At 63.0% G+C, this 25,605-nt stretch carries 27 protein-coding genes; 14 read left to right on the top strand and 13 right to left on the bottom strand.

The genetic code is table 11. From position 1 onward, the window contains the following. Window positions 1-34: 34 nt before the first annotated feature. From NKH33_RS15230 to NKH33_RS15220, 3 genes are all read right to left on the bottom strand, one after another. Window positions 35-1,471, bottom strand: coding sequence for a multicopper oxidase family protein (locus NKH33_RS15230; RefSeq protein WP_352920344.1), 1,437 nt, complete (start codon window positions 1,469-1,471; stop codon window positions 35-37). Window positions 1,472-1,596: 125 nt separating this feature from the next. Next, window positions 1,597-1,980 (bottom strand): hypothetical protein, encoded by a 384-nt coding sequence (locus tag NKH33_RS15225; protein WP_352920341.1) that lies wholly within the window; start codon window positions 1,978-1,980, stop codon window positions 1,597-1,599. A gap of 99 nt (window positions 1,981-2,079) precedes the next feature. After that, window positions 2,080-2,493 carry a MerR family transcriptional regulator gene (locus NKH33_RS15220; protein WP_502904360.1) on the bottom strand — a complete coding sequence of 138 codons (414 nt, stop codon included), beginning with the start codon at window positions 2,491-2,493 and terminating at the stop codon, window positions 2,080-2,082. A 75-nt stretch (window positions 2,494-2,568) separates the two neighbouring features. Here NKH33_RS15220 and NKH33_RS15215 point away from each other — a divergent pair, with 75 nt between their 5' ends. Together NKH33_RS15215 and NKH33_RS15210 are read left to right on the top strand one after the other, a co-directional pair. Further along, window positions 2,569-4,770 carry a heavy metal translocating P-type ATPase gene (locus NKH33_RS15215; RefSeq protein WP_352920339.1) on the top strand — a complete coding sequence of 734 codons (2,202 nt, stop codon included), beginning with the start codon at window positions 2,569-2,571 and terminating at the stop codon, window positions 4,768-4,770. Between the two features lie 31 nt (window positions 4,771-4,801). Further along, the gene (locus tag NKH33_RS15210; RefSeq protein WP_352920336.1) at window positions 4,802-5,398 is read left to right on the top strand and encodes a cation efflux transmembrane domain-containing protein; all 597 of its coding nucleotides are present in this window, start codon (window positions 4,802-4,804) and stop codon (window positions 5,396-5,398) included. Between the two features lie 285 nt (window positions 5,399-5,683). Here the strand turns inward: NKH33_RS15210 and NKH33_RS15205 are convergent, their stop codons facing one another. Next, window positions 5,684-6,106 (bottom strand): hypothetical protein, encoded by a 423-nt coding sequence (locus NKH33_RS15205; protein ID WP_352817350.1) that lies wholly within the window; start codon window positions 6,104-6,106, stop codon window positions 5,684-5,686. Window positions 6,107-6,297: 191 nt separating this feature from the next. Between NKH33_RS15205 and NKH33_RS15200 the strand changes: the two genes are divergently transcribed. The 11 genes from NKH33_RS15200 to NKH33_RS15150 all read left to right on the top strand — a co-directional run bounded on the left by NKH33_RS15200 (window position 6,298) and on the right by NKH33_RS15150 (window position 17,451). Continuing rightward, on the top strand, window positions 6,298-7,110 hold the full coding sequence (locus NKH33_RS15200) for a class I SAM-dependent methyltransferase (protein WP_352920334.1): 813 nt from the start codon (window positions 6,298-6,300) through the stop codon (window positions 7,108-7,110). Window positions 7,111-7,679: 569 nt separating this feature from the next. Next, on the top strand, window positions 7,680-9,215 hold the full coding sequence (locus tag NKH33_RS15195) for a DUF2778 domain-containing protein (protein WP_352920331.1): 1,536 nt from the start codon (window positions 7,680-7,682) through the stop codon (window positions 9,213-9,215). A gap of 186 nt (window positions 9,216-9,401) precedes the next feature. Further along, the gene (locus NKH33_RS15190; RefSeq protein WP_352817357.1) at window positions 9,402-10,187 is read left to right on the top strand and encodes a ThuA domain-containing protein; all 786 of its coding nucleotides are present in this window, start codon (window positions 9,402-9,404) and stop codon (window positions 10,185-10,187) included. Window positions 10,188-10,242: 55 nt separating this feature from the next. Next, window positions 10,243-11,301 carry a Gfo/Idh/MocA family protein gene (locus NKH33_RS15185; protein ID WP_352920328.1) on the top strand — a complete coding sequence of 353 codons (1,059 nt, stop codon included), beginning with the start codon at window positions 10,243-10,245 and terminating at the stop codon, window positions 11,299-11,301. Window positions 11,302-11,325: 24 nt separating this feature from the next. Beyond that, window positions 11,326-11,727 carry a GFA family protein gene (locus NKH33_RS15180; RefSeq protein ID WP_352473786.1) on the top strand — a complete coding sequence of 134 codons (402 nt, stop codon included), beginning with the start codon at window positions 11,326-11,328 and terminating at the stop codon, window positions 11,725-11,727. Window positions 11,728-11,920: 193 nt separating this feature from the next. Beyond that, window positions 11,921-13,594 carry a LuxR C-terminal-related transcriptional regulator gene (locus NKH33_RS15175; protein WP_352920325.1) on the top strand — a complete coding sequence of 558 codons (1,674 nt, stop codon included), beginning with the start codon at window positions 11,921-11,923 and terminating at the stop codon, window positions 13,592-13,594. Window positions 13,595-13,802: 208 nt separating this feature from the next. Then, window positions 13,803-14,483 carry a hypothetical protein gene (locus tag NKH33_RS15170; protein WP_352501301.1) on the top strand — a complete coding sequence of 227 codons (681 nt, stop codon included), beginning with the start codon at window positions 13,803-13,805 and terminating at the stop codon, window positions 14,481-14,483. A gap of 242 nt (window positions 14,484-14,725) precedes the next feature. After that, window positions 14,726-14,896, top strand: a complete 171-nt coding sequence (locus NKH33_RS15165; RefSeq protein WP_352501300.1) for a hypothetical protein — start codon at window positions 14,726-14,728, stop codon at window positions 14,894-14,896. A 327-nt stretch (window positions 14,897-15,223) separates the two neighbouring features. Then, entirely contained in the window at window positions 15,224-15,751 is a 528-nt protein-coding gene (locus tag NKH33_RS15160; protein WP_502893757.1) for a c-type cytochrome, read from the top strand. Window positions 15,752-16,317: 566 nt separating this feature from the next. Further along, on the top strand, window positions 16,318-16,959 hold the full coding sequence (locus NKH33_RS15155; protein WP_352473775.1) for a hypothetical protein: 642 nt from the start codon (window positions 16,318-16,320) through the stop codon (window positions 16,957-16,959). A gap of 39 nt (window positions 16,960-16,998) precedes the next feature. Further along, the gene (locus NKH33_RS15150; protein ID WP_352473774.1) at window positions 16,999-17,451 is read left to right on the top strand and encodes a nuclear transport factor 2 family protein; all 453 of its coding nucleotides are present in this window, start codon (window positions 16,999-17,001) and stop codon (window positions 17,449-17,451) included. A 481-nt stretch (window positions 17,452-17,932) separates the two neighbouring features. Here NKH33_RS15150 and NKH33_RS15145 read toward each other — a convergent pair whose 3' ends face one another. After that, entirely contained in the window at window positions 17,933-18,025 is a 93-nt protein-coding gene (locus NKH33_RS15145; RefSeq protein ID WP_352473773.1) for a LysR family transcriptional regulator, read from the bottom strand. Window positions 18,026-18,203: 178 nt separating this feature from the next. Here NKH33_RS15145 and NKH33_RS15140 point away from each other — a divergent pair, with 178 nt between their 5' ends. Next, a complete protein-coding gene (locus NKH33_RS15140; protein ID WP_352685236.1) occupies window positions 18,204-18,347 on the top strand; it encodes a hypothetical protein in 144 nt (47 codons plus the stop codon). 86 nt (window positions 18,348-18,433) lie between these two features. Here the strand turns inward: NKH33_RS15140 and NKH33_RS15135 are convergent, their stop codons facing one another. The 8 genes from NKH33_RS15135 to NKH33_RS15100 form a co-directional block, all read right to left on the bottom strand. After that, complete coding sequence (locus tag NKH33_RS15135; protein ID WP_352473770.1) at window positions 18,434-19,177, bottom strand: amino acid ABC transporter ATP-binding protein; 744 nt, start codon at window positions 19,175-19,177, stop codon at window positions 18,434-18,436. A 25-nt stretch (window positions 19,178-19,202) separates the two neighbouring features. After that, a complete protein-coding gene (locus tag NKH33_RS15130) occupies window positions 19,203-19,877 on the bottom strand; it encodes an amino acid ABC transporter permease (protein WP_352920321.1) in 675 nt (224 codons plus the stop codon). Then, complete coding sequence (locus NKH33_RS15125; protein WP_023720609.1) at window positions 19,874-20,545, bottom strand: amino acid ABC transporter permease; 672 nt, start codon at window positions 20,543-20,545, stop codon at window positions 19,874-19,876. The genes NKH33_RS15130 and NKH33_RS15125 overlap by 4 nt, the downstream gene beginning before the upstream one ends. A 133-nt stretch (window positions 20,546-20,678) precedes the next feature. Beyond that, a complete protein-coding gene (locus tag NKH33_RS15120) occupies window positions 20,679-21,467 on the bottom strand; it encodes an ABC transporter substrate-binding protein (protein WP_352569105.1) in 789 nt (262 codons plus the stop codon). Between the two features lie 111 nt (window positions 21,468-21,578). Continuing rightward, window positions 21,579-22,742: a saccharopine dehydrogenase family protein gene (locus NKH33_RS15115; RefSeq protein ID WP_352920317.1), complete on the bottom strand. Its 1,164-nt coding sequence runs from the start codon at window positions 22,740-22,742 to the stop codon at window positions 21,579-21,581. Further along, window positions 22,739-23,242, bottom strand: coding sequence for an Lrp/AsnC family transcriptional regulator (locus NKH33_RS15110; RefSeq protein WP_023677254.1), 504 nt, complete (start codon window positions 23,240-23,242; stop codon window positions 22,739-22,741). Before NKH33_RS15110 ends, NKH33_RS15115 begins: the two co-directional genes overlap by 4 nt. Window positions 23,243-23,559: 317 nt before the next feature. After that, on the bottom strand, window positions 23,560-24,603 hold the full coding sequence (locus NKH33_RS15105; protein WP_352569108.1) for an acyltransferase family protein: 1,044 nt from the start codon (window positions 24,601-24,603) through the stop codon (window positions 23,560-23,562). A gap of 203 nt (window positions 24,604-24,806) precedes the next feature. Next, window positions 24,807-25,532 (bottom strand): 3-keto-5-aminohexanoate cleavage protein, encoded by a 726-nt coding sequence (locus NKH33_RS15100; RefSeq protein WP_352920313.1) that lies wholly within the window; start codon window positions 25,530-25,532, stop codon window positions 24,807-24,809. Between the last annotated feature and the right edge of the window lie 73 nt (window positions 25,533-25,605).

Genomic DNA, 25,605 nt, shown 5'->3' with positions numbered 1-25,605 from the left:
GCAGTTCTCCTTGGGTGATTGGGTGGCGAAAAAATCAGGTCACGCGGAAGACGGTCATCAGACCCGCCATCTGGTGGTCGGCGACATGGCAGTGCAGCATCCAGTCGCCCGGATTGTCGGCGACGAAGGCGCATTCGATCACATCCTTGGGGGCGAGCAGCACCGTGTCCTGCCATTGGCGGTGCGGCACCGGCGAACCGTTGCGCGAGATGACCGACAGGCTGAAGCCGTGGACATGCATCGGGTGCCACCAGGCGGTTTCGTTGCGCATGGTGAGATGGCAGGTCACACCGCGTTTCAGCGTGAACTGCGGCGCCATGCCGGCATGGCCGTCGCCGGTCATCGACATGCCGTTGATCGCCCAGGCCGCACCGCCGTTCATGCCCATCATCCCCATGCCCATCATGCCGCCGACGCCCTTGAGCTTGCCGCCGCCCATCATGCCGCCCTGCAGCACGATCTCCTGGCGCTCGGCGCCAGCGAGGTCGGGCTGGGGCAAGGGATTGCGCGGCAGGCCGACAGGCGTGTCGAGCGGATGGGTTCTCAGCGGCGGCGCTGCGTCATAGGCCAGCGTGGTCAGCGTATAGGCGAGGCCGTCGTAGAAATCGTCGATCACCGCGTGGCGGCTGCCGGGGTGGCCCTGCATGTCGAGCACGATATCGATGCGCATGGCGGGCGCCAGCACCAGGCGACCGCCCTCCGGTTCATGCGGATCGCAGGGCTGGCCGTCGATGGCGACGACGACCGGACGGTGGCCTTCGAAGCGCAGCGCCATCATGCGGGCAAGCGAGGCATTGGCGAGCCGCAGCCTGACGCGCTCGCCGGCCTTCACGCTCCGATCGCCTGGCCCCGTGCCGTTGACGGTGACGACATTGCCGACGCGGCCCGACATCGACGCATCCATGGCACTGCCGAAGCCGCCGGCGATCTGCCCATCGGCCGCAAGCCGCCAGTCCTGCAGCAGCCACAGAATGTCACGGTCGACGGCGACCGGCTCGACCTCCTCGACGACCAGCGCGCCGGCAAGGCCACGGCCGAGCTGGACCAGGCTGTCGGCGTGCGGGTGATACCAGAAGGTGCCGGCATCGGGCGGGGTGAATTCATAGATGAAACTTTGCCCCGGCCCGATCGGCTTTTGGGTCAGGCCCGGCACGCCGTCCATTGCGTTTGCCAAGCGAATGCCGTGCCAGTGGACGGTCGTATCCTCGTCGAGACCGTTCTCGACAGTGATGCGGACCGGCTGGCCTTGCCGCAGGCGCAGCGTCGGGCCGGGAATTGTGCCGTCATAGGCCCATCCCGTGGTTTGCGGGCCACCTGCGTCGATTAACCGGGCATGGGCCGGCGCGACCTTGATACGGCGCTCATCAACTGCGGCTGCCCGCGCCGGGCGCATCGACGTCGAGACGGCGACGCCCGCCGCCGCAAGCAGGAACCCGCGGCGCGACAGGAAAAGACTGGAATTGCTATTCACCCTTACGTTCCTTGCGATCTCGATCGACGGCGAGCGTCGACTGATTGCTTGTCCGCGCCCGTCGCGCATCAACGCGAGCGGGCGACCGGACGCCGGACATCAGCCGTGGGACGGCTGAAACGGCGTCAGACGAGAGCGCTGGGTCTGGGAGGGTATGGGTCGGGCAGGGAACTTCGTCCGTGCAGGAACGGCACCGGCAGCGGCGATATTTGCGACGGCAGCGGGGTTGCCGTCATCTCGAGCTTCTGCGGCAGCAACGCAAGCGCCGGGGCAATGCAGGTCGGCGGGCAGTATATCCCCTTGCCGTCATCGCCGGCACCCTTGAGGCATCCCTTGCAGTCACCCTTCATGGCGGCATCGGCCATCTTGTCCATGCCGGGCCCCGCGGGCATGCTCATGCCATCGCCGGCAGCCACGCCGGCCGTCATCGTTGCCGACATGATGCTGGCCTGTGCACCGGACAGGCTGAGCCCCACGGTCAGGAAGACCGCGAGCAGCGTGACAAGCATATGTTTTGGCGACAGCCGAGCCAACATCTGCTCAGGCTGACCGCAAAGTACGGTTTTTGCAAGTGCCAATGCTGTGACATAGCGACCAAGGGGAGCCAATCAGTGCCGGGCATGCTCGCATTTATCGTGATCCGCCAGCACCTCGATGACACGGCATTCGCAGACTTTTCCGTGCCGGCAGCCTTCGACCATATGCTCCAGCTCGGCTTTCAACGCTGTAAGGCTGCGTATCCGCTGAACCACGTCGGCCAGACGCGCCTGGGCAATGGCGTCGGCAGTCGCACAAGGCTGGCTGGGATTATCCTGCAGCGTCAGCAGCGCCCTGATGGCTTCGATCCCGAACCCCAACTCGCGCGCGTGCCTGATGAAGGCGAGCCGGCGCAAGTCTGCCGCTTCATACTGCCGGCGATTGGCTTCGCTGCGGGCAGCGGCAGGAAGCAACTCGATCTGCTCATAGTAGCGAATGGTTGGAACCTTCACGCCGCTGTGTCGGGCCGCTTCACCGATGGTCATACCTGTTGACATTTCGCTTGCTCCTCTAGTCGCTAGAGGATGTAGCGTCGCGGTCGAAGATACAAGAGGTTCACCATGGCTGCGACCAAACAACAGACCCGCTACCGCGTGGAGGGCATCGATTGCGCCGGTTGCGCCAGCAAAATCGATACGGCCGTGCGGCGGATGCCTGGTGTTCAGGACATCAACGTATCCGTTTCGGCGGGCACTCTGACGGTCACTCATACTCCCGAAAGCAATCTCGGCGCGATCGAGAGGAAGGTCACCGGCCTCGGCTACGCCGTCGCTCCGCTGACCTCCAAGTCTGGGACGCCGGTGTCTGATCAATCCGCCGACAACCATGCCGACGGAAGACGCAATCACGACGAGACCGTAGCGGGGTTACATGATAACGATGATGCGCCGGCGTCGGTGCTATGGTGGGACAGCGCCAAGGGCCGCCTGGCCATCGCCAGCGGAGTCGCCTTGGCCGTGGCTTTCGCGATTGATTACGCCTGGCCCGCGACCGGCCCGTGGGCCTTCATCGCCGCAATGCTGCTCGGCCTGGCGCCGATCGCGCGCCGAGCGGCCATGGCCGCAGCCGCAGGCATTCCGTTCACAATCGGAATGCTGATGACTGTGGCGGCGGCCGGGGCCGTCATCATCGGTGCCGGCGAGGAAGCGGCGACGGTGGTCTTCTTGTTCCTGATCGGCGAGTTGCTCGAAGGGGTTGCGGCCGGCAAGGCACGGTCCAGTATTCAAGCGCTCACGGTCCTCGTTCCCAAAACCGCGTTCGTCGAGAAAGGCGGCCAGACCCGCGAGGTGCCGGCAGAAAGCCTGGCTGTGGGCGCCATCATCCTCGTGCGGCCGGGCGACCGGATTCCGGCTGACGGCGAGATCACCCAAGGCGGGAGCGCCATCGATGAATCACCCGTCTCCGGTGAAAGCGTGCCGGTGCGCAAGGACGTCGGCGACACGGTCTTTGCCGGCACTATCAACGGCGACGGCGTGCTGCGCGTCAAGGTGACGGCGACCGCCGCAGACAACACGATTGCACGCGTGATCAAGCTGGTCGAGGAGGCGCAGGAAAACAAGGCGCCGACCGAGCGCTTCATCGATCGCTTTTCGCGCTGGTACATGCCCGGCGTTGTCGCCGTCGCGGCGCTTGTGGCCGCCACACCGCCGCTGCTCTTGGGCGGCGATTGGAACGAATGGATATACAAGGGGCTGGCGCTGCTGCTCATCGGCTGCCCGTGCGCGCTGGTCATTTCAGTTCCGGCGGCGATCGCGGCGTCGCTTTCGGCCGGAGCCCGGCGCGGCCTGCTGATGAAAGGTGGGGCGGTGCTGGAAGGGCTCGCGACCATCAACGCCGTGGCGCTCGACAAGACCGGCACGCTGACGCTCGGCAAGCCACAGGTCACCGATGTCGTTGCGGTGGGTGCCAGTGAACGCGACATCCTTTCGCTCGCGGCAGCGCTTGAGATCGGCTCGAGCCATCCCCTCGCTTTGGCCATCCTCCAAAGGGCCAAAGCCGGCAACATTCCCGTGCCGCCTGCCGCCGAAGCCAAAGCGATCGGCGGTAAAGGGGTTATCGGTCGTGTCGGCGGCAAGAACCTGTTTCTGGGCTCGCCAGTCGCGGCGGGCGAGATAAACCTGCTGCCAGCAGACCAGGCGGCACGCATCGTGGCATTGAACGATGAAGGCAAGTCAGTGGCGGTGCTGCTTGTAGACAACGCGCTGGCCGGCTTCATTGCCATGCGCGACGAACCCCGGCCGGATGCTTTCGCCGGTCTAAAGGCGCTGACCAATGCAGGCATCAGGACAGTCATGCTAACCGGCGACAATAAGCGCACGGCGGCTGCCATCGGCAAACAGCTCGGCATCGAGGTGCGCGCCGAACTGCTCCCTGAGGACAAGCAGCGCATCCTCGGCGAGTTGAAGGGGCAGGGGCTTAGGGTAGCCAAGGTCGGCGACGGCATCAACGATGCGCCGGCACTTGCCGCGGCCGATGTCGGCATTGCCATGGGCGGCGGCACCGATGTGGCTCTTGAAACGGCTGACGCAGCGGTGCTGCATGGACGCGTCGGCGACGTTGCGGCCATGATCAGGCTGTCCCAAGCAACCATGGCCAACATCAAGCAGAACGTCACCATTGCGTTGGGCCTGAAGGCAGTGTTCCTGGTGACGACGATCGCCGGCATCACCGGCCTCTGGCCCGCCATTCTCGCGGACACCGGGGCGACGGTGTTGGTGACGGCCAATGCCATGCGGCTGTTGCGTTGGAAGAGCAGCTGGTAAGAGCGACAACGGCATCGTGTTAGGACAGACCATGCAGCAAGCCATTGCGTCGGACGGCCTTCGCCGGGTGGTGCTTGTCGTCGCACTGCTGAACCTGGGTTATTTCGGCATTGAATTCGCTGTCGCGCTGGCGATCGGCTCGGTGTCGCTGTTCGCCGACAGCGTCGATTTTCTGGAAGATGCCTCGGTCAATCTCCTCATACTGCTCGCCATGGGATGGTCGCTGCGTGCCCGCTCGCGGGTCGGCATGGCGCTGGCGCTTATCCTGCTGGTGCCGGGCCTGGCGACGCTGTGGACCGCGTGGGAAAAGTTGAACATGCCGGTGCCGCCGCAGCCAACGGCGCTGACGCTGGCGGGATTGGGCGCTCTGGCGGTCAATCTGTCATGCGCCTACATGCTGGCGCGCTACCGCCATCACAGCGGCAGTCTTACCAGGGCGGCATTCCTCTCGGCCCGCAACGATGCGGTCGCCAATATTGCGATCATACTGGCCGGATTGGTGACGGCCTTCCTGTGGCGCTCGGCGTGGCCGGATCTGATCGTCGGCCTGGGAATCGCGGCACTGAATGCAGATGCGGCGCGCGAGGTCTGGGAGGCAGCTCGGGAAGAGCACCGGGCCGTTTCGTGAACTCCAAAACGCTCAGCGCGCTGCCGCATTGCCAATCCGCCAATGCAGCAGTCAGCCAGAAACTTGCGCGATCTCTAATATAATATCACCCTTTCAAAGCGGTCGGAGGGAGAACCGCTCATAAGTAAAAATCGGGAGGAAAAACCACGAACAGCATGAGCCTCACCACACTTGGACGAAGTCGACCGGGTCGAAGCGGTGAAGCGATGAACCGCTCAAGGCCACGCACGTCATCAAAAGGCCCGCGTCTCCGAAGAGGACGCGGGCCGGTTTCGTCGGTATGCGCTAGGCAGGTATCAAGACGGCGATGCGGTGGATGCCGACCACCTTGCTGGTGTTGGCTGCCGCGTCGGTCTTGCCCTTGGAGCAGGTATATACGTCACCTTCCTTGAGCTTGAATTCCTTGTCCGCCTTCTTGATCGTGAATTCACCGGCAGCAATGGTGCAGACCATGTCGTTGTCCATCACCATTTGAGGGGCGGCTGCTCCGGGCTGAAAGACTATATCGACAATTGAGATGCTCTTGTAGGCGGGGATATCGGAATTGCCCGTGCCGACCTCGACCAATCTGACGCCGGGTGCAATCTCCTTGCCTTCCTTCGGGCCGTATTTCTTCACCTTTGCCGCCGCCGCCAGCGTGAACAAAGGCGTTACCGCTGCCGCCGTCACGCCGAGAGCAATCGCGGACCTGCGATTCATGGTTTTCATCGCGTCCTCCCATTTAATGTTTGGCCACGCACCAATGCGCATGACTACAATACATTAGCACACATGCAGATAATTGCAGCACGGCGTTTCGGAGCTTACGGAAGCGAACCGCCTCCCGGTCGAATGCGACCGAACAGCAAACAATTCCATGCTATGCTGGCGAGCCATCAAACGGGCGACGGGGGATAGCAATGTTGGAAACGGACAAGGTATTCGCTGGCTCAATTCCGGAAAACTACGACCGCTATATGGTGCCGTTGATTTTCGAGCCGTTCGCCGCAGATCTTGCGCGACGAGCAGCGTCATTGTCGCCAAGCGCCGTTTTGGAAACCGCCGCGGGCACCGGGGTTGTCACCCGCGCATTGGCGCCAAAACTGTCGCCCGGTGCAAGCTATGTCGTAACCGACCTCAACCAGCCGATGCTCGACTACGCCGCTTCGCGGCAAGCTCCCGACGATCGCATCAATTGGCGTCAGGCTGATGCTCTGGCGCTACCGTTCGAAAATGCGGCCTTCGATCTCGTTTGTTGTCAGTTCGGTGCGATGTTCTTTCCCAACCGCTCATCTGCCTATCGCGAAGCCCGGCGAGTCCTGAAGCCCGGAGGACATTTTCTATTCAGCGTATGGGATCGCATCGAAGAGAATGTATTTGCGGACGATGTGACGAATGCCCTGGCGAGGATTTTTCCGAACGATCCGCCGCGCTTTCTGGCACGCACGCCGCATGGCTACCACGATACGGCACTGATCCGTAGCGAGCTGGAGGACGCAGGTTTTTCCGGTGTGGTGATCGAGACGAGGGCCAAACAAAGCCGTGCCTCCTCGCCGCGCGTTCCGGCCGTTGCTTATTGCCAGGGCACTCTCCTTCGCAATGAAATCGAGACCAGAGAGGCGGGAAAACTGGACGCTGCAACCGACTACGCCGCAGCCGCGATTGCTGACAGGCATGGCAGCGGCGAGGTTGCTGCCAAAATCCAGGCTCACATAGTGGTGGCTGTGGCCTAGGTGTTGGATATCCCGCTCCGGCACTTCGCGACATTCAGCTGCTGTGCGGCAAACATCTTGCCGCTATCCCGAATTCTCAGAGGTTAACGTTCATTCGCCCGAGTGGCAGGTCGACAAGTGCCAGGTCGATAATCGCCGGTTTGACCGATCGCCGGGGCTTGATGGCGGCGGCTGCCGGCCGCGCGATTCCGGTCGGCCCGGCTTCACTTTGGCAGCCATGGCCGACTCCGCCCAGCAAGGTCTAGTCATTTCGCTTTCTTGACTCGGCCGACAAAAACGGGCAGCAAAGTCATCATTGGAGGGCAGTTTTGCCACCTATGCAGGTTTTGGAGGGCGTTTTTCGGTGTGACCGTCGCCCAATCGGCGGTCGGTAGAGGGATTGGTTAACCAACTTTGTCCATCTTTTGAATCAATCGGCAACAGACGCAAAGCGTGCTGGGGGCACCAGGCGAACTGTGAATGTCACGGCTGCGAAATCCGCTAGCCGGCATCGGCCGATTGAGAGTGGTTGAATGGCGTTTGTAAGTGCGAAAACCCGGGGTGACAGTCCTGCAACTGGATTGACTTCGATGAGGCCCGGCCTGCGCTGGGTCGCGGTTCCGGCCGTCGGCGCAGCCATTGCTTTATGGTCGGTAGCGACCTTGGCCGGCCTTTATTCAGTGGGAACCTCGCTCAGCGCCGCTTCCAACGGTCTCCCGCAAAGCCTGCTCGCGCCGCGCACCATCGCGCTCGCCGATCCTCGCCGCAGCCTTCCAAAGGCGCAGGCCCCGACATGGGCCGCAGCAAACGCGGCGCTGTCGGCCAAGCTGCTGCAGCACGGATGCGATGCCAACTGCCTGCGGTCGGCGTCGAACTTCGTCCACCAGGGAAAATCGGCCCGCCTCAAGCGCAACACCGTGCCGCTTGTCGCTGATGCGTCGCGGCAATCGAGCTTCGACGACGTGGTCGCCAAGGCCGCGCTGTCGCCGCAAAAGCTTGCCGCCGCCTTTGCCCGTGCCTCAGCCGGCTCTCTCGTCATGCTCGCCAGCCTGCCGGCCGACGCCCGGTTCGCCGAGCCGGTACGCATACCCGACCCGAACGGCCCGGCGTCAGTGCGCTTCGGGCCCGCGGTGGCGGAGATCGAACGCTCGTCGCGCCTTGCGCTGGCGCTGGCGAATACATTGCCGGAGCAGATGATCGACGTGCTCCCGGCAGCCGTCGCGGCAAGCGAGCCCGCGGCTTCGCAAGAGCCGCAAGAACCTGAGGTCCAACTGGCCTCGCTGCCGCCGCAAGACGACATGCCCGACAGCATTCCGCTGCCGACGCTGCGTCCGCGGGCGGACATCGATAAGCTGGCCGAGGCGCCGCGGGCTCAAGCGTCAAGAGATCAGGCGCCAAAAGACCAGGCGCGAAAAGATCAGGCGCAAAAGGATCAGGCATCGAAAACGGAGCCGCCCAAGGCGCAGGCCTCCAGGACCGCCAAGGCGAGCAAGGTGCAGACGGCCGACGGTCCGCCGGTCGAGACGCAACCCGGCAGCCTGTCGCCTCGCAATTCGTCACAAGCGGCAGTGCCGGGTGTGTCGGGCAAGCCGGGCAAACGTTCGAAGACGCAGGGCGGCGACATGCTGGCCTATGCCAAGCCCGACATGCCTTCCGGCGGACTCGGCGGAGCCTTCAGGAACCTGTTCACCACGCCCAACATGGGTACCGGCGTCGCCGTCTACGACATCTCGGCCAAGACCGTCTATATGCCCGACGGCTCGCGGCTGGAGGCACATTCGGGACTGGGCGCGATGGTCGACCAGCCACGCTACGTCCACAAGAAGAATGTCGGCCCGACGCCGCCGGATACCTACAATCTGACGATGCGCGAATCGCGCTTCCACGGTGTCGAGGCGATCCGTCTGACGCCGGCCAGCGGCAGCAACAAATATGGCCGTGACGGCCTGCTCGCCCACACCTACATGCTGCGCGGCGGCCGCGCCGAATCGAATGGCTGCGTCGTCTTCAAGGACTATGCCCGCTTCCTCGCCGCCTACAAGAAGGGCAAGATCAAGCGCCTCGTCGTGGTGCCGCGCCTGTCGAAGCCGCTGACACGCGTCGCCCAAGAGGGGCGAGGGGCTTAGGTCGCTCGCGGCAGCCCTTCATGGCTTCGTCATCCCAGGGTCTTCGCGACGCCGCTTCGCGCCTGCTCCGCCCTGGGATGACGAAGCTGGGGAGGTTTGGCCAATCTCGAAGGTTTTCAATCCCGTCCAGGGACAGTATGAGTGGCCGGTGGGGCGGCTCCGGCTTCAAACAATCACGAGGACATCATGACAATACGCGCTGTCGTCTGGGGCGAGAATATTCATGAGCGGACCAACGAAGTGGTCGCGGGCATCTATCCTGAGGGCATGCATGCGACGATCGCCAATGCACTGAAGCTCGACCCGGAAATATCAGTGTCCTGGGCAACGCTGGAGCAGCCGGAGCATGGGCTGCCGGCCGACCGTCTGGCCGAGACCGACGTCTTGCTGTGGTGGGGACACAAGGACCATGGCGCCGTCGCCGACGAAGTGGTCGAGCGCGTGGCGCGCCGCGTCTGGGAAGGCATGGGGCTGATCGTTCTCCATTCCGGCCATTTCTCGAAGGTATTCAAGAAGCTGATGGGCACTCCCTGCACGCTGAAATGGCGCGAGGCGGGCGAGCGCGAACGGCTCTGGGTGACCAGCCCCAACCACCCGATCGCTGCCGGGATCGGCGAGTATTTCGAGCTCGAGAACGAGGAGATGTATGGCGAGCAGTTCGCCGTGCCGGAGCCGCTCGAGACCGTGTTCATCTCCTGGTTCCAGGGCGGCGAAGTGTTCCGGTCGGGGCTGACCTATCGCCGCGGCGCCGGTAACATCTTCTATTTCAGGCCCGGCCACGAGACCTATCCGACCTATCACGACGCCAACGTCCACAAGGTGCTGCGCAATGCGGTGAGATGGGCGCACAACCCCCAAGGCTCCAATCCAGCCATCCTCGATGCGCCGAACGTGCCGGTGGAAAAGGCGCTCGAGCCGATCGTCGAGCGCGGCGGAAAGCTTCATTCCGCCGGCGAAGCCGGCTTCCGCTAGACGACAAATCCATGATCGAACAAGAAGATAAAGCCCTGTCCTAAGGATAAGAATCATGCGTCTGTTGATACTCGGCACCGGCTGGATGGCGGAGGAGCATGCCAGGCAGTTCGGCAAGATCGAGGGCGTCGAACTGATCGGCGCCGTCGATCTCGACCGCACGCGTGTCGACAAGTTTTCGGACATCTACGGTATCCCCAACCGCTTCGCGTCGCTGGACGAGGCGCTGGCATGGGGCAAGTTCGACGCGGTGGCGAACGTGACGCCCGATCGCATCCACCATCCGACCACCATGATGCTGATCGCGGCGGGCAAGCCGGTGCTGTGCGAAAAGCCGCTCGCCGAAAATTACCAGAGGGCCAGTGAAATGGCCGATGCGGCCGAGCGGGCCGGCATCATCAACATGGTCAACCTGACCTATCGCAACGTCGCGCCGCTGCAGAGAGCGCGCGCCATGGTGCTGGCCGGCGAGATCGGCACGGTCAGGCATGTCGAGGCGTCCTATCTGCAGAGCTGGCTGATATCCAAGTTCTGGGGCGACTGGCGCACCGATCCGAAATGGCTGTGGCGGCTGTCGCGCGGCCACGGCTCCAATGGCGTGCTGGGCGACGTCGGCATCCACATCCTCGATTTCGCCAGCTATGGCGCGGCGCTCGACATCGACCATGTGTTCTGCCGCCTGCGGTCCTTCGACAAGGCGCCTGGCAACCGGATCGGGGAGTACGAGCTCGACGCCAATGACAGTTTCACCATGGCGCTCGATTTCAGCAATGGCGCTTTCGGCGTCGTCCATGCCAGCCGCTGGGCGACGGGCCATCTCAACGAGCTCCGACTGCGCATCTACGGCGACAAGGGTGGCATCGAAGTCGTGCACAATCTGACCGGCTCGGAGCTGAAAGCCTGCATCGGCGAGGATGTCGAGAACGCCAAATGGCAAGTTCTGGACGCCGGAACGGTGCAGACCAACTACCAGCGCTTCGTCGATGCGGTGCGCAGCGGCGTCCAGGCCGAACCGTCGTTCCGGCATGCTGCCGAATTGCAGAAGGTCCTCGATCTCGCCGTCGTCTCGGATGAGAAGCGGGCCGAATTGAGCACCCACGCGGATGCGCAGTGAGGTCATTTCAGGAGTCTAGTAGCCATGGTCACGCGTCGCGCCGAATGTTCCTGCGGTCAGCTATCGGCCATTTGTTCGGGCGAGCCGGTGCGCGTCTCCGTCTGCCATTGCCTGGCCTGCAAGCGGCGCACCGGCAGTGCATTCAGCTTCAATGCGCGGTTTGCCGAGAATGACGTATCGATCGAGGGGCGGGCAGCGGAATTCTCGCGCACCGGCGAGGAGGGTGGCCGCGTCATCTACAGCTTCTGCCCGGATTGCGGCACCACCGTCCACTACCGGATCGACACCCAGCCCGGTCTGACCGCCATCCCGGTGGGTGCCTTCGCGGACCCTGCGTTCCCATCGCCCTTCTTGTCCTTCTATCATGAGAGCCGGCGCTGCCAGTGGGTCGAGATCCGCACTGAGCCTCTGGCGACGTTCTGCTGAAGACGCCGGCCACGGCCGGCTGACGTTTCAGGATCAAACCCAATCATTCTGAACGACCGAGTTCGACCCGTTTCAGTCGTCCGGGACGTTCCCCATTCAGAGCGCTTTAAGTGCATTCCGGTCATTCGCGTTCGAGCATGTTATACTGCACCTTGGCTCCAAAGCAGCCATTGATGGCTAGGAACCAATGCGGATGGGCAGGTCAGACCGACAGCAATTCAACAGCGGCTCCTTGCAGGAGGCGGACCAGCTCGTGCTCGGTCGTGAGGCTTACGAGGAAAGGGCGTGGGACGACGCCTATCGGTTCTTCTCGCGTGCCGGCGAAGCGGCTCCGCTCGCAGTGGACGATCTCGAACGGCTGGCGATGTCGGCCTATTTGACCGGGCGCGACGAGGAGTACCTGCGGGCCCTGGAGCGAACCCATCATGCATATCTGGACGCGGGCGAGTGCCATCGGGCCGCCCGCTGCGCCTTCTGGCTTGGCCTGCGCCTTGTCTTTCGTGGGGAGATGGCTCAGGCGGCCGGCTGGTTTGGACGGGCGCATCGGCTGCTCGAACGCGAGCCACATGATTGTGCCGAACAGGGTTACCTGATGCTGCCCCATGTCGAACAGCAGCTTGCTTCGGGCAACCTTGAAGCGGCCTACGCTGCGGCGAGCGGCGCAGTCGAGATTGGCGAGCGCTTTGCGGACGTGGATCTGGTGGCCTGTGCACGGCACTTGCAGGGCCGTGTTCTGTTGCGCCAGCGGCGAACCGCGGAAGGTTTCGCGCTCCTGGACGAGGCGATGGTTTCGGTCACGGCCGGCGAATTGTCGCCGCTGCTTACCGGCTTGATCTGCTGCAGCGTGATCGAAGCGTGTCAGCAAGTCCATGCTCTGGGCCGCGCACGCGAATGGACCTCCGCCCTGGGGCGATGGTGCGCCGAACAGCCCCAGCTGGTCAGTTTCAGCGGCACCTGCCTGATGCATCGCGCCGAGATCAAGCGGCTCAGCGGCGCATGGCAGGACGCGATCGACGAAGCGCAGCAGGCCGTGGAGCGTTTGACGCAGTCGAACAATCGGAGAGATACGGCTGGAGCATGGTACCAGCTGGCGGAAGTATACCGCCTTCGCGGAGACTTTGACGTGGCCGAGCAGGCATATCGGAGTGCAAGCCAACATGGCTTCGAACCGCAGCCGGGCCTTGCCCTGTTGCGGTTGGCCGAAAGGCACATCGATGCGGCTGCGGCCGCAATCCGGCGCGTCATGGGCGCGACGACCGACCAACTGAAACGCATTCGGCTGCTGCCTGCTCACGTCGAGATCATGCTGGCGGCTGATGACATCGAGGAAGCACGGCGTGCCTGCCACGAACTGGCGGACGTTGGAGAAAGCTACGGAACCGAACCGCTGCGCGCCCTTGCCGCTCACGCGCGGGGAGCGGTGGAACTGGCAGAAGGCGAAGCGCAGGCTGCATTGACTTGGCTGCGCCAGGCACTCGAGGGGTGGCAGCAAGTCGAAGCGCCATACGAAGCAGCGCGCGTAGGCGTCATGATAGGCCAGGCTTGCCGCGCCCTCGGTGACAACGATGGTGCGGAACTGGAGTTGCAGGCAGCCCGGACAGTGTTTCGGCAGCTCGGTGCGATGCCGGACCTTTCTCGTGTCGATATCCTGCTTGGCATGCGATCAGACGGAGCCCGCGGCCTCTCTGCCCGTGAACTGCAAGTTCTCCGCCTGGTCGCTGCCGGCAAAACCAACAAGCAAATCGCCAACGAACTGGATTTGAGCGGGAAGACAGTGGACAGGCACGTCAGCAATATTTTCAACAAGCTTGACGTCCCCACGCGCGCTGCCGCCACCGCCTGGGCCTACGAGCACCGCCTGGTTTGAGCAGGTCTGGCATGGGTCGAATCACCCATGCCGTTATCGGCGCCCATTGGGTGGTTCGCCCGAAGCGCCGCCCTCCCTTCCGCGCTAGCTTGCACTCGAAATCGATCGGCCATGGATGCGCGGCGCCACGGCGCAGCTCGCCCACAGATCGCGAGACGGACGCAGTGATCGCGCTGCGAACATCCGGCCACAATGAAGGGAAGTAGCGATGTCGCATGCCGATACCGGAATGCGGGTCGCGGGCGCCTGGCTTGCGATCGCTTCTGTACTCTTGGGTTTCGTCCTGATCGGTCACGGGCCGATTAATCCCGACCTCGCCCAGCAAATGCAGGCCATCGCCAGTGGCGTCACCCTGTGGGTGGTCGTGCATTGGGCCGCCGCGGCAGCACTTTCGCTGTTCGTCGTCGCGAGCCTGATCGTGCTGACCGCCGGCTCTCGACTGACCGAACGCTGGTGGACCCTATCCGCCTGGGCGGTGGTGGCCGTCGGCGCGCTCTGGACGATGACAACCGCCGTGGCCGAGGCCACCACCGTCGCCGATGCCGTCGCCGCCAACGACATGGCGCGATTCGCGGTCTGGTGGGCCTTCGCCGAGGGCAAGGCCAACGGCTTCATGTTCCTCTGCCTGGCGGTTGCCGTGATCGCCGGCAATGAGACGCTGAGCCGGCAACAGGTAACGCCGACCTGGGCGTCACTGGTCGGAGTCGTGGCCGGGCTTGGTGCCTTCGTCGGATGGCCGCTGGGCATGTGGTTCGGCATCGGGCTGGGCAGCCTCGTCTGGGTTGCGTCGTCTTTTGTAATGGCCCTGTGGACGTTGTGGTTCGGGTTGGGGCTCGCGCGAGCCGAGAACAGCGTGTCGAAAGCTCGCAGCGCGAGCTTCAGCGCGTGAGCACCCCAAGAGGCCAGCGGCACGTGCAATACGTTACCGTCCTATCAACATCAGGGAGGCCATGATGACTCACGTTGACGGTTACACCGCCACCCCGGCAGCAATTGAAGATAGCGCCGATGTCAAAGCTGAAGGCGTGCGGCAAATGTCGGCTATTGTTTAGGGTTACGGATGCCGGCCAACAGGTGTTGGCTTGGCGCGAGGGCCGGCGTCCGAAAGCCTCCAGGGAAAGAACCCGCGGGATGGAGGGCGTGGTTCCGGCGCTATGGGGATTTGACGGTTCCGCGTGGTTCGCGGTGGGTGCACTGATGCGGCTGACAGGTGGGACTGCTCAGGTTGACAGGCGCGCGCGGCCGGCCGAGGCGGCGCATGATGCGGTGTGGCGGCTGAAGAATCCGGTCGCCTGCGGCTGACGTTTCAGGATCAAACCCAATCACTCTGAACGACCGAGTTCGACCCGGTCCGACCGTCAAGGCATTTCAGGCGACGAAGTCGATCCATCAACGTGCGTGGCTCGATCGCGCCAAAAGAAGGCGTGTGCGTCGGCTGAGCAAGCTCCGTCACAGCTGCGCTCAACGGGGCGCGACAAGTGCCGACCATCCAATTGATCGCTGATGGTTACTACGTGCTGGCCATGCTAGAATTCAGCGTCCTCGACGTGGTTAAAATCGGGGAATTGCGACCGGTTGACGGCGCGGGAGGTCGACGGACAAACACGAACAGATCACAGGGAGGAAGCAATGTTTCGGACACCAGTTCATCTTGCATTCTTGACAGCGTCGATTGTTGCCCTGCCATCTTACGCGGCCATGGCCGATGACACACAGATCGCGCGCGGCGAATATCTGGTTACGATTGCCGGCTGCAGCGACTGTCACACATCCGGTTACTTCTTCGGGAAGCCCGACATGTCGCGCTTCCTTGGCGGTTCAGATGTGGGCTTCGAGATTCCTGGTCTTGGTGTCTTTGTCGCCCGTAATATCACGCCTGACAGGGAGACCGGTATCGGAAGCTGGACCCCGGAGCAGATCGTCACCGCGATCCAGACCGGCGAACGGCCGGACGGCCGCATCCTGGCGCCGATCATGCCTTGGCGCGATTTTGCGCATCTCACCGCGGATGACGCCATGGCGATCGCGGCATTCCTCCAAAGTGTGAAGCCGGTCAGCCACCAGGTTCCCGGCCCGTTCAAACCCGGGGAAGCGGTGTCGACGTTCATGATGCGGATTATGCCGCCGGGGGAAGCCGCAGCCGCTGCAACGAAGTAGGGCGGCTTTGATCGGAACGAGATTTTTAGTCGAATAATGGGTGAATGTCCGCCTTGGAGATGATGAGGCCGATATCCGAACGGCAGAAATGGGTCGATTCGAGCCGTTGCGCGAAGGGCCGCTTTTGAGAAGCGCCATGAATGTCGCGATATTGGCGCTACCTACTCGTTCCCATCGACGAGACGAATGGCAGCATCCACCCTTCCCCCGGTCCTCGGCGGCGGACGCGATGAACGGCTCGATTGAGCCCGAAACGAACTTCTGTCACATCGGTAACCTGCCGCCACCTCCTCAAATTGCCCGCGAGCTCGGTCTGCCAGCGGACGGTAGACCGTCACGTTAGCGATATCCTGACGCGGCTGAACGTGCGCACGCGCGCGGCAGCCACGGCCTATGCGGTCGAGCACGGCCTGATCGGCATGGTCGTATCTGGGTAATCCTACCCAAGCCAAATTTCTCGCTGCGTGGGTACTTACGCCGAAGCGGGCAACCGTGGCGCGGGTCTAAACCTCATGGCGTGATAAAGGCCACAGGAGGTTTTCCCGATGCCAACGAATAATAACAGCATGAGCGGGCCGGGCGGTGTCTGGCTCGCCACCGGAACGCTGCTGCTGGCGGCTGCGCTCGTCTTTCACGGGCCACCGGACGCGGATTTGTCTGTTCAGATGCAGAATATCGCCGAGGGCCATGGGCGATGGGCTACGGTCCATTGGACGGCGGCAGCGGCGCTGTTCCTGATCGCCGGCGCTTCGTTCCTGAACCTGGCGCTCAACCCCCGGGTTCGGCGTTCGCCGATGCTGAGTTCTGCCTGGATGGTGATGGCTCTCGGCGCCCTGACTACGTTCTCCACCGCAGTCGCCGAGGCATCGGTGGTCGCGGTCGCGGCCGACCGGGGTGACACCAACGCCTTCATGACCTGGTGGGCGTTTTCCGGCGGCATGGGTAACGGATTCTGGGCGTTAGCCTTGGCGACAGCGCTTGTCGCGTATCACGATGCCCGCGACAACGTTGGGATACTGCCCCGATGGGCCGCGATCGTCGGCTCGGCGTTCGGTATCCTTTCAGCAACCGGGTGGACACTCGGTGAGCAGCTCGGGATCGGCATCGGGGGTCCGATCTGGCTGATTTCCTCGCTTCTCATGTGCCTGTGGCTCGCGTGGTACGGGCTGTCCTCAAGCAGCGTCCGGTCGGGGCAAGCCACGGCGTAAAGCGCCTGATCCAGCATCATCTTGAGACAGGAGGAAAAAATGTCCCTTCAAACGAAGGAAATCGAGGCGACGATCCACGACATCCACGAATTCTTCACCGACTGGGTGGCGGGCCGATGCCCTGGCGACGACGCGACGTTCAAGAAGAACGCGCTCGACCGGATCAGCGACGATCTGGTCGCCATCATGCCGGGCGGCAGGGCGTTCGGGAAAAATGATTTCGCAGGTTACATGAAGAGCATCTACGGATCGAATCCGGCCTTCCGTATCAAAATACGCGACATCCGGATCAGCCATCAAAGCGCCGACCTGGCGGTCGTGAACTACCACGAATGGCAACGCGACGCGAAGGACTCCGATCAACCGAACAATGGCCGGGTCACGACGATGGTGGTCCGCGATCGCGGCAACAGCCGGGGGCCCGAGATCTTGCAAGTTCATGAAACCTGGCTCCCAGCCGATGTCGTTCAGTCCGCGGATTTCGCGTTCTGAGAAGCGTCGGTCCGAAACGGGCAGAGAAAGGAATTGCGCTGGCGGCACCATCGGCTCTGCCGGCGTCATGGAGCCAGAACTGTGCTTCTTTTCAGCTCGAATTGATCCACATTCAACGTCCGGCTAGCCCAGCAAGCCGGCCATTCCATGCGTTCGCGTGGAGCGTCGGCTCGCCACCCATTGCTGCCGCTTGGTCGGCTGAACGCTTCGGCAGATCTTAGGCCCAGAGCGGACGTTAACCCGGCGCAAGATTTGGTCGCGAACAGCGCGGCCACGTCCGCAGGAGCCACGAAAGGAACCAGATCGGCGCTCCGGGGCAGGGATTTGGAAAGTATCATTGCCTAAGTTTCTGGTACTTTGAGGAAGTTCGGATAGATCATCTGCGGGACATTCAACCGCAACCGGCCGGCAGGCTTTTCGGCAAAGCTTCCCGCATCCCTCATTGCGGCAAGGATGAGCTCCAGCGCCGGTCCTGCCTGGCTCAAAACCTCTCGCCGGCTTCAGTCAGGCTCGTCGCCCTCGTGGTCCGCGTCAGAAGGGTCGCGCTAAGCCGCGCTTCCAGTTGCCTGATCATCTTGCTGATCGCCGACGGCGAGACCCGAAGTGTCTTGGCCGCGGCCGTGAAGTTGGCCGGCGCCGCTGGTTTCGCATGTTTCTTGGCGAACAGACGCCCGAAGCAGCGTTGGCCGCAGCCGACGATCCCGTCCCGGTCCCGGCCAAGAAACGCGAAAATCTATGCGAGGCCAATCTCTATGTCGCGGAGTTTTTACCGGCTCGACGGCCGTGACGATGAAGCCTTGCGGCGGTACCGGCTTGCGGAACGCGACTGCCCCCACGACTTCATCGAATATGTCGCAGCAGGCAATGCACTGCGCGCGCTCGGTGTGTCGCCATAGTGCGCCGCTGCGGATGATTCATTGTAGGCTCGAGCGCAACCTCGGCGCAAAGGCGACGGCAGGTTCGGTGCGTATTGTCGCTGCTGTCAATGCCGCAGGATCTTGCTCAGAAAAGCGCGGCTGCGGTCGGTCTTCGGGTTGGAGAAGAACTCATCCGGCGTGCCGCTCTCGACGATGGCGCCGGCGTCCATGAACACGACGCGCTGGGCGACCTTGCGGGCAAAGCCCATCTCGTGCGTCACCACCATCATGGTCATGCCTTCCTCGGCCACCGCGACCATGACGTCGAGCACCTCCGAGATCATCTCGGGATCGAGCGCCGAGGTCGGCTCGTCGAACAGCATGATCTTGGGGCGCATGCCGAGGCAGCGCGCGATCGCCACGCGCTGCTGCTGGCCACCAGACAGCTGCGCCGGATAGGCGTTCACCTTGTCGGCGAGGCCGACCTTGGCGAGCAATTCGCGCCCGGCCTTCTCGGCTTCAGCGCGCGGGATCTTGCGGACATGGATCGGCGCCAGGGTGACGTTCTCGAGCGCCGTCTTGTGCGGGTAGAGGTTGAACGACTGGAAGACGAAGCCGATCTCGGTGCGCAGCCGCGTCATGTTGGTGGCGGGGTCGCCGAGGCGCTGGCCGTCGACCGTCAGGTCGCCGTCGCGGATCGTCTCCAGCCCATTGATGCAGCGGATCAGGGTGCTCTTGCCCGAGCCGCTCGGGCCGCAGACGACGACCACTTCGCGCGGCTCGACGCTGAGCTTGATGTCCTTCAGCACGTTGAGCGTGCCGAACCATTTGTTGACGCCGCGAAATTCGATCATGCCGGTTTTGGTCATATTGCCGGACCCTTGAGGTTCGATGTCACAACTGCACCTCGCCATGCGCCGCGCCCATGCGTTGCTCCAGCCGGCGGGCCAGCATGATCAGGGGGTAGCAGACGATGAAGTAACCGAGGCCGACGAGGAAGAAGACCAGCAGCCCATTGGGTACACGCTGCACCACCAGCCAGCCGACGCGGGTGAGGTCGGTGAGGCCTATGGCCGAGACGACCGAGGAATCCTTGATCAGCAGCACATATTGCCCGACCAGCGGCGGCAGCACGATGCGCATCGCCTGCGGCAGCACCACCTGGCGCATGCGCTGCCAGCGCGACAGGCCGGACGCCAGTGCTGCCTCGACCTGGCCGGTCGGCACCGAGCGGATGCCGGCGACGACGATCTCGCAGATGAAGCAGGCGGCCAGGTTGGTCAGCGCGATGATGCCGGCGGTGAAGGCGTCGAGCTCGATGCCGAGTTCCGGCAGGATGAAGAAGATCAGGAAGATCTGCACCAGGAACGGCGTGCCGCGGATCAGGTCGACCCAGGCGCCGATCGCGCCGCTGATCAGCCGGTTGCCGCCGGTGCGCAGGATGCCGAGGCCGAAGCCGAGCAGCGTGCCCAGCACCAGGCTGATCAGCGACAGCACCACGGTCATGCCGAGGCCGTGCAAGGCGAGGGGATAGCTGCCGGCGATGCTTTGCAGCTGCTGCCAGATCATGTCCGTGCCCCCGCCAGGCCGAGCCAGCGCCCGGAGAGCGCCGCCAGCCCCTTCAGCCCGTAATAGAGCAGGAGGTAGAAGGCGGCGATGGTGATGAAACCTTCGGCCGGCATGAAGCGGTCGGAGGCGAGCAATTGTCCGGCGCGCGTCAGCTCGGCAACCGAGATCAGCGACAACAGGGCGGAATCCTTGACCAGCACGATCGCCTGGCCGAGCAGCGGCGGGATCGTCACCTTGAACGCCTGCGGCAGGATGACCAGGCGCATGCGCTGGACATAGGTCATGCCGGAGGCGACGCCGGCCTCCACCTGGCCGCGCGGGATCGACAGGATGCCGGCGCGGATGATCTCGGCGACATAGGCGCCGCTGTTCAGCGACAGGGCCAAGATGCCGACGACGAGCTCGGGCAGGACGAAGCCGAGCCGCGGCAGGCCGAAATAGAGGAAATAAAGCTGCGCCAGCAGCGGCGTGGCGCGCACCGCGTCGATATAGGCCTTGGCCGGGACGCGGAACAGCCGGCCGCGCTGCAGGTTCATGGCGGCGAGCACGATGCCGACGGCGAGCGCGCCGGCAAAGGAGAGGACAGACAGCCACACGGTCGTGACGAGGCCCTGCCCGAACAGGGGCAGATATTCGACGATGGTGCGGAAGCTGAAGTTTTCGAGCATTTTGGACGGTGAATGGTGAATAGTGAATAGGGAATAGTGAATAGGGAATTGGGAATAGGAGCAGCAAGTAGCGAGTAGCTCTTCTCTACTCCCTACCCCCTACTCCCTGCTCACCATTCACCATTCACACTACTCAGTGATCCTTCTTCCAGGCGTCGGAATTCACCCAGTAATCGAGGTTCTTCTGCAGGCGGCCGTCGAGGCTGACCTGGTCGAGGAACAGGTTCATCCACACCAGCAGGTCCTGCTCGTCATAGCGTGTGGCGAAGGCCAGCGGCTCTTTCGACAGCATGTCCGGCATGATGATGAAGCTGTCGGCGGGGTAAGCGGTCGACTGGCCCTTGACCGCCGAGACGTCGTTGACGCCGCAATCGGCCTGGCCGTTGTTGACGGCGTCGAGCAGCAGCGGGCCGCCGCCCTTGTAGCTCTTGATATCGGCGTCGGGGAAGGCGGCCTTGGCTTCCTTCTCGCCGGTGGCGCCGAGCAGCACCGCGATCTTGGTGCCCTTGGCCTTGCAGTCCTCGGTGGACTTGAAGGCGGTCCCAGCCTTGGTGAAGACTGTGCTGCCGGTGTACATGTAAGGCTTGGTGAAGGCGACCTTCATGCCACGCGCCAGTGTCGGGGTCATGTCGGCGACCAGAAGATCGGCCTTGCCCGACAGCAGCGCCGGGATCAGGCCGTCCCAGTCGAAGTCGAGGAAGGTGATCTTGACGCCCATTTCCTTGGCCATCAGTTCGGCGAGTTCGACCGAACTGCCGGTGCGTTCGCCGGCAGCACCCACCAGCGAGAAGGGCGGTCCTTGCGTCTGCACGGCGACGCGCAACTCTCCGCGCTTGGTGATCTCGTCGAGCGTTCCCGCACTGGCGGCAGCGGTAAGGCCAGCGAGCGCAAGGCCGGCGATGAAAAGCTTGGCAATCTTCATTTGGGCATTCCTCCTTGTTGTCGTTTGTTGTTCCACTTGTTGTTTCACCCCATCGAGGTGCTTTTTGAGCGGCAGCGCCGTTGCCGGCGGCGACCACCGTTCGAAAATCCTTCAGTCCCAGCTCACCGTTTCGGCAACCTTGATGCCGCGCTTGGCCAGCTCATCGAGGAAGCGGCCATCGGGAACATGCAGCAGCGGATTGAGCAGGCCGGGCGCGGCGATCTCGCGCCGTGCCAGCATCTGCGCCACAATGCTGGCGGGATAGCCGACGCCGAGGCTCATGCCGAATAGGCCCGAGGCGAGGTCGCGTTCGATGACCAGCTCCGAGGTCACCGTCTTGCGGCGGTCGCCTTCGCTGCCGACAAAGACGTTGCGCATCACGCAAAGGTCCTTTTCGTCGGCGCCATATTGCAGTTGCGGGCCAAGCAGCCGGCCGAGGAATTCGCGTGGGCTGGCACCGGTGCTTTGCACCTTGTCCTCGGACAGGAAGCCGAGCTGCTTCAGCGGCGCCCAGAACGCCGACCAGCCGGGCCAGCGAAGCGAATAGCGGCCGGAGCGCTGCAGCCCCTTGGCGGCGGCGAGCATGCCGGCATAATGCTGCGCGTCGCCATTGGGGAAGGCTTCGAGCCTGCCCAGTCCCGCCACCTCGATCTCGTGGATGAAACGATTGTCGTGCTGGCGGGCGGCCGGCACATCGACCCGTTTGCCGTCCTCGACCAGCACGCTGTCGCGGTTCTGGCTGACCAGAACCATGTCGAAATTCCAGCTCACCTTGTAGCGCAGCGGCTCGACCACCGCCTTCGGCTCGGGAATGCCGCCGCAGTAGGAATCGATCGCGGTGATGGTGTCGAACTGGCTGGCGGCGCGCGCGTAGAGCACCAGGTCGATGCCGGGGTCGAGCCCGCATTCGGTCACGATCGACACGCCGGCCTTTTCGGCCTCGGGAGCGAGATCGGCGATGGCCTTGCCGTAATTGGTGGTGACCAGCGGCGTGCGCGTCGCGATCGCCGCCTGCACCGCGTCGCGCATCAGCGGCTGCGGCAACAGGTCGATGACCGCATCGACGTCCTCCATCACATCGGCCAGCACCGGACCGATCGCGCCCTCCGGCACGACAAAACGCACCCTGGCAAGGTCGGTCAGGCCGCCAAGCCGCGCAGCGCCGTCGGTTGCCGTGTCGACACAGACCACTTGCTCGACGCCGTCGCTGGCAACGAGATCGGCGATCGCCGCCCGGCCTTGCAGGCCGAGGCCGCCGAGAACCGCGATCTTCATGCCATTTCCTTCCGCGTCTCGTCCGACCAGCAGCCTTCCGGCAGGCTGACCCATTTGTTGCAGGACGCCATGACGACGAAGGTCTCGCTGCGCACGACTTCGCCCGGCTCGCCGGCGCCGGGGATCAGCTCGCTGGTGACGCGGTAGAGATCGGCGACATCACCGGCCACGGTCACGTCGACGATGATGTCGAAGCGCCCGGTGACGACGGCGGCCGAGTTCACGAAAGGCAGTTCGGAGATGCGCTGCGCCAGTTCCCGGGCGCGGCCGCGTCCCTGCGCATTGATGCCGACGATGGCCGAGATCAGCTCAGGGCGTTCGGTCAGGTTGAGCAGCCCGACGATCTTGAGCAGGTTGCGGTCGAGCAGGTTGCGCAGCCGCATGCGCACCGTCGGCACCGAGATCGCCATCTTCTCAGCGAGGCGGTTGACGCCAAGCTGCGCATCTTGCGACAGCAGCTTGACCAGTCGCCGGTCGGTCTGATCGAGATGTTCCCGCAAACGCTCAGGCTTTCATAAAGGGAAAGAAATGATCGTATTTTCTTTCTGATATGAAAATACCTTATGAGAGATTTTTAACAACGGCAAGAGCCATGTCATCCGCCGTGCCGCTGCGCCTATCGGCAGTTTCGTCGATGTCGCCACATTTTGTTCTTGCTTTGTGCCGGCAGCTATGCTACTAATTTGGGTATGGTGCCAATTTGGCTCCAACGACCCGTCCTCCCGAGGCGGGTTTTTGTTTCCGGATCTTTTGAAGGTTCAGCGCCGCCGGTCTAAGATTGGCGGGACACCGTGGTTCCGCGGAGCGCAGCCGCAACTCATGCCTTCACGTGACGGGCGGAAAGGCTCATCCGCGAAATGGCCAAAATCGGCTTTTCAACAAAACTGTAGCTGGCCAGGGAGACGGCAATGCAGGCGGTGACAATAACCATGCCAGCAAGCCATGGTGATACGCTGACGCTTGCAACGACAGGAGCGGTCGCAAGCAGCACGATAGGATGCGTCAGATAGAGAGAGTAGGAGGCATCGCCCAATCTTGCCAGCAGGCGAGGAGCAAAAAGCCGGAAATAGCTTTCCAGGCTGATGCAACCGGCGACAAGGATCAAGGCCGGGATTCCCTGAGCAAGGGTTCGCGGCAAGTTGAAGCCAAGTACCATCACCAGCATGGACACGATGGCGAACACGAGCGCCGAGACACCCAGGACGGTAGGCAAACGCGCCAGTCTGCCGACCAGGTGGCCGAGCGCCATGCCGGCAAGGAACTCAAACAGGATTGGCGTGGTATAGAAAAACAGCACAGTGTCGGCGGCGGGTTTGAAGACGATGCGCGCCGCTACGGCGATTGCAAAGACAACGCCGACCATGGCCATTTGCGTCAGCGTGCCGAAACGCATAGTCGCTGCGAACAGAATGTAAAACAGGATTTCCAGATTGAGCGTCCAACCCACGCCAAGCACCGGTTGGACATAGCCTGTGACCGTATCGAGATAGGCTATGAAAAGCAGGCTATTGGTGATCTGCTCAAGAAACACTGCACGACCGGCAAACAACCAAAGTGCGGCGACCATGAGGAAGGTCATAACCCAATAGAAGGGAACGACGCGCGTGAAGCGCTGCATCAAAAAAGCACGGTGGTCGGCGCGTCTGTTCTCTGTCGAGAGAACCATTACAAAACCACTAATGACGAAAAACAGGTCGACGCCGCTGTTTAGAACGGGAATACGCAGATCGAGCATGCCCAGCGCGGCCGGAAGATGATAGATAACAACCATGAGAGCTGCTAGCCCCCGCAGTACCTGTATCGATGTATACTGTTGAATCCGACGCGGCGCAGCGTGATCATTCTGTGGAATGATGTTCATCAAAAAATGGTCCCCGGTGCAGGAGAGCATAAACATACGTGATCGTTGATGTGCCGATTAATTGTTGGTTTAATTAACACGTAAAGTTTTAGATAAGTTTTATTGATATAGCGTGCCGCCACACTTATGCTCGGCCGACTTTGGCCTGCCTCGTTGCCAAACTTGGCATCTCCCCAGTGAAGAGGAGATTGGCCGTTCCCGCGCTAACGGCTGGACTCGAAGATAGCGACGGCTGCCGCTGTCAGCGCAGCGTTACTAGATGCTACTGTTCCATCAGGGAGCTCCTTGCCGTCTTCCAGTCCGACGCGCGTCGACCAACGGCGTTCCGCCGCCCGGTGCACGAAAGGCCAGACCGTGGCGTCGGCGCCGTGCAGCAGGATTGCCCGGCGCATTCCGGCGCCGTCGAGCACGGCGGCGATATCGTCGCTGATCTCCAGCGCAGCGTCCGGCTCCTGCTCGGAGATTTCGATCAGGATCCGCAGCACGCGTTTGCCATGGTCGAGGCTCACCAGGCGTTCGGCGTCGGCGACGGAGGCAAGCCCCGCCTCGATGCCAATGCCGCGTTGGCGCAGACGCTCCATGATAGCGGGCGCGGCGTCTTCGCTGAGATTGACCGAGGCATAGTCGGGCAGCTCGCTCCAAGCGGCGATCGCGGCCAGCGTCCGCTCGTCGTCATTCTCAATCCAGGCGCCGGTCGACACGCCGATCAGCGTTCCAGGGCAGGCGCGACGAAGCGCCAGCACCGTCCGATCCATCGCCGCCGGAGCCAGGCTTTCGCGGCCGTCCAGCCCGCGGGCATGGACATGCAGTTCGGCGGCACCGGCGGCGACGCAGGTCGCACCGTCGCGCGCCATGGCTTCGGGATCAAGCGGCAGTCGCGGGTGAAAATCGGCGCTGCGCGCGCCATTGATGCAGGTCTGGACAATCATGCTATGGGCAGTCCGGTTGCGGTTGCTGCCAGCCTAGCGCGGGCCAGTGAAAACCGGAATCGCGCTGGCGAAG

This window comes from Mesorhizobium sp. M1182 (genome assembly GCF_040318335.1).
GTDB lineage: Bacteria > Pseudomonadota > Alphaproteobacteria > Rhizobiales > Rhizobiaceae > Mesorhizobium.
The sequence above is the reverse complement of the archived record's forward strand: the minus strand, read 5'-3'. Positions and strand labels throughout refer to the sequence as shown.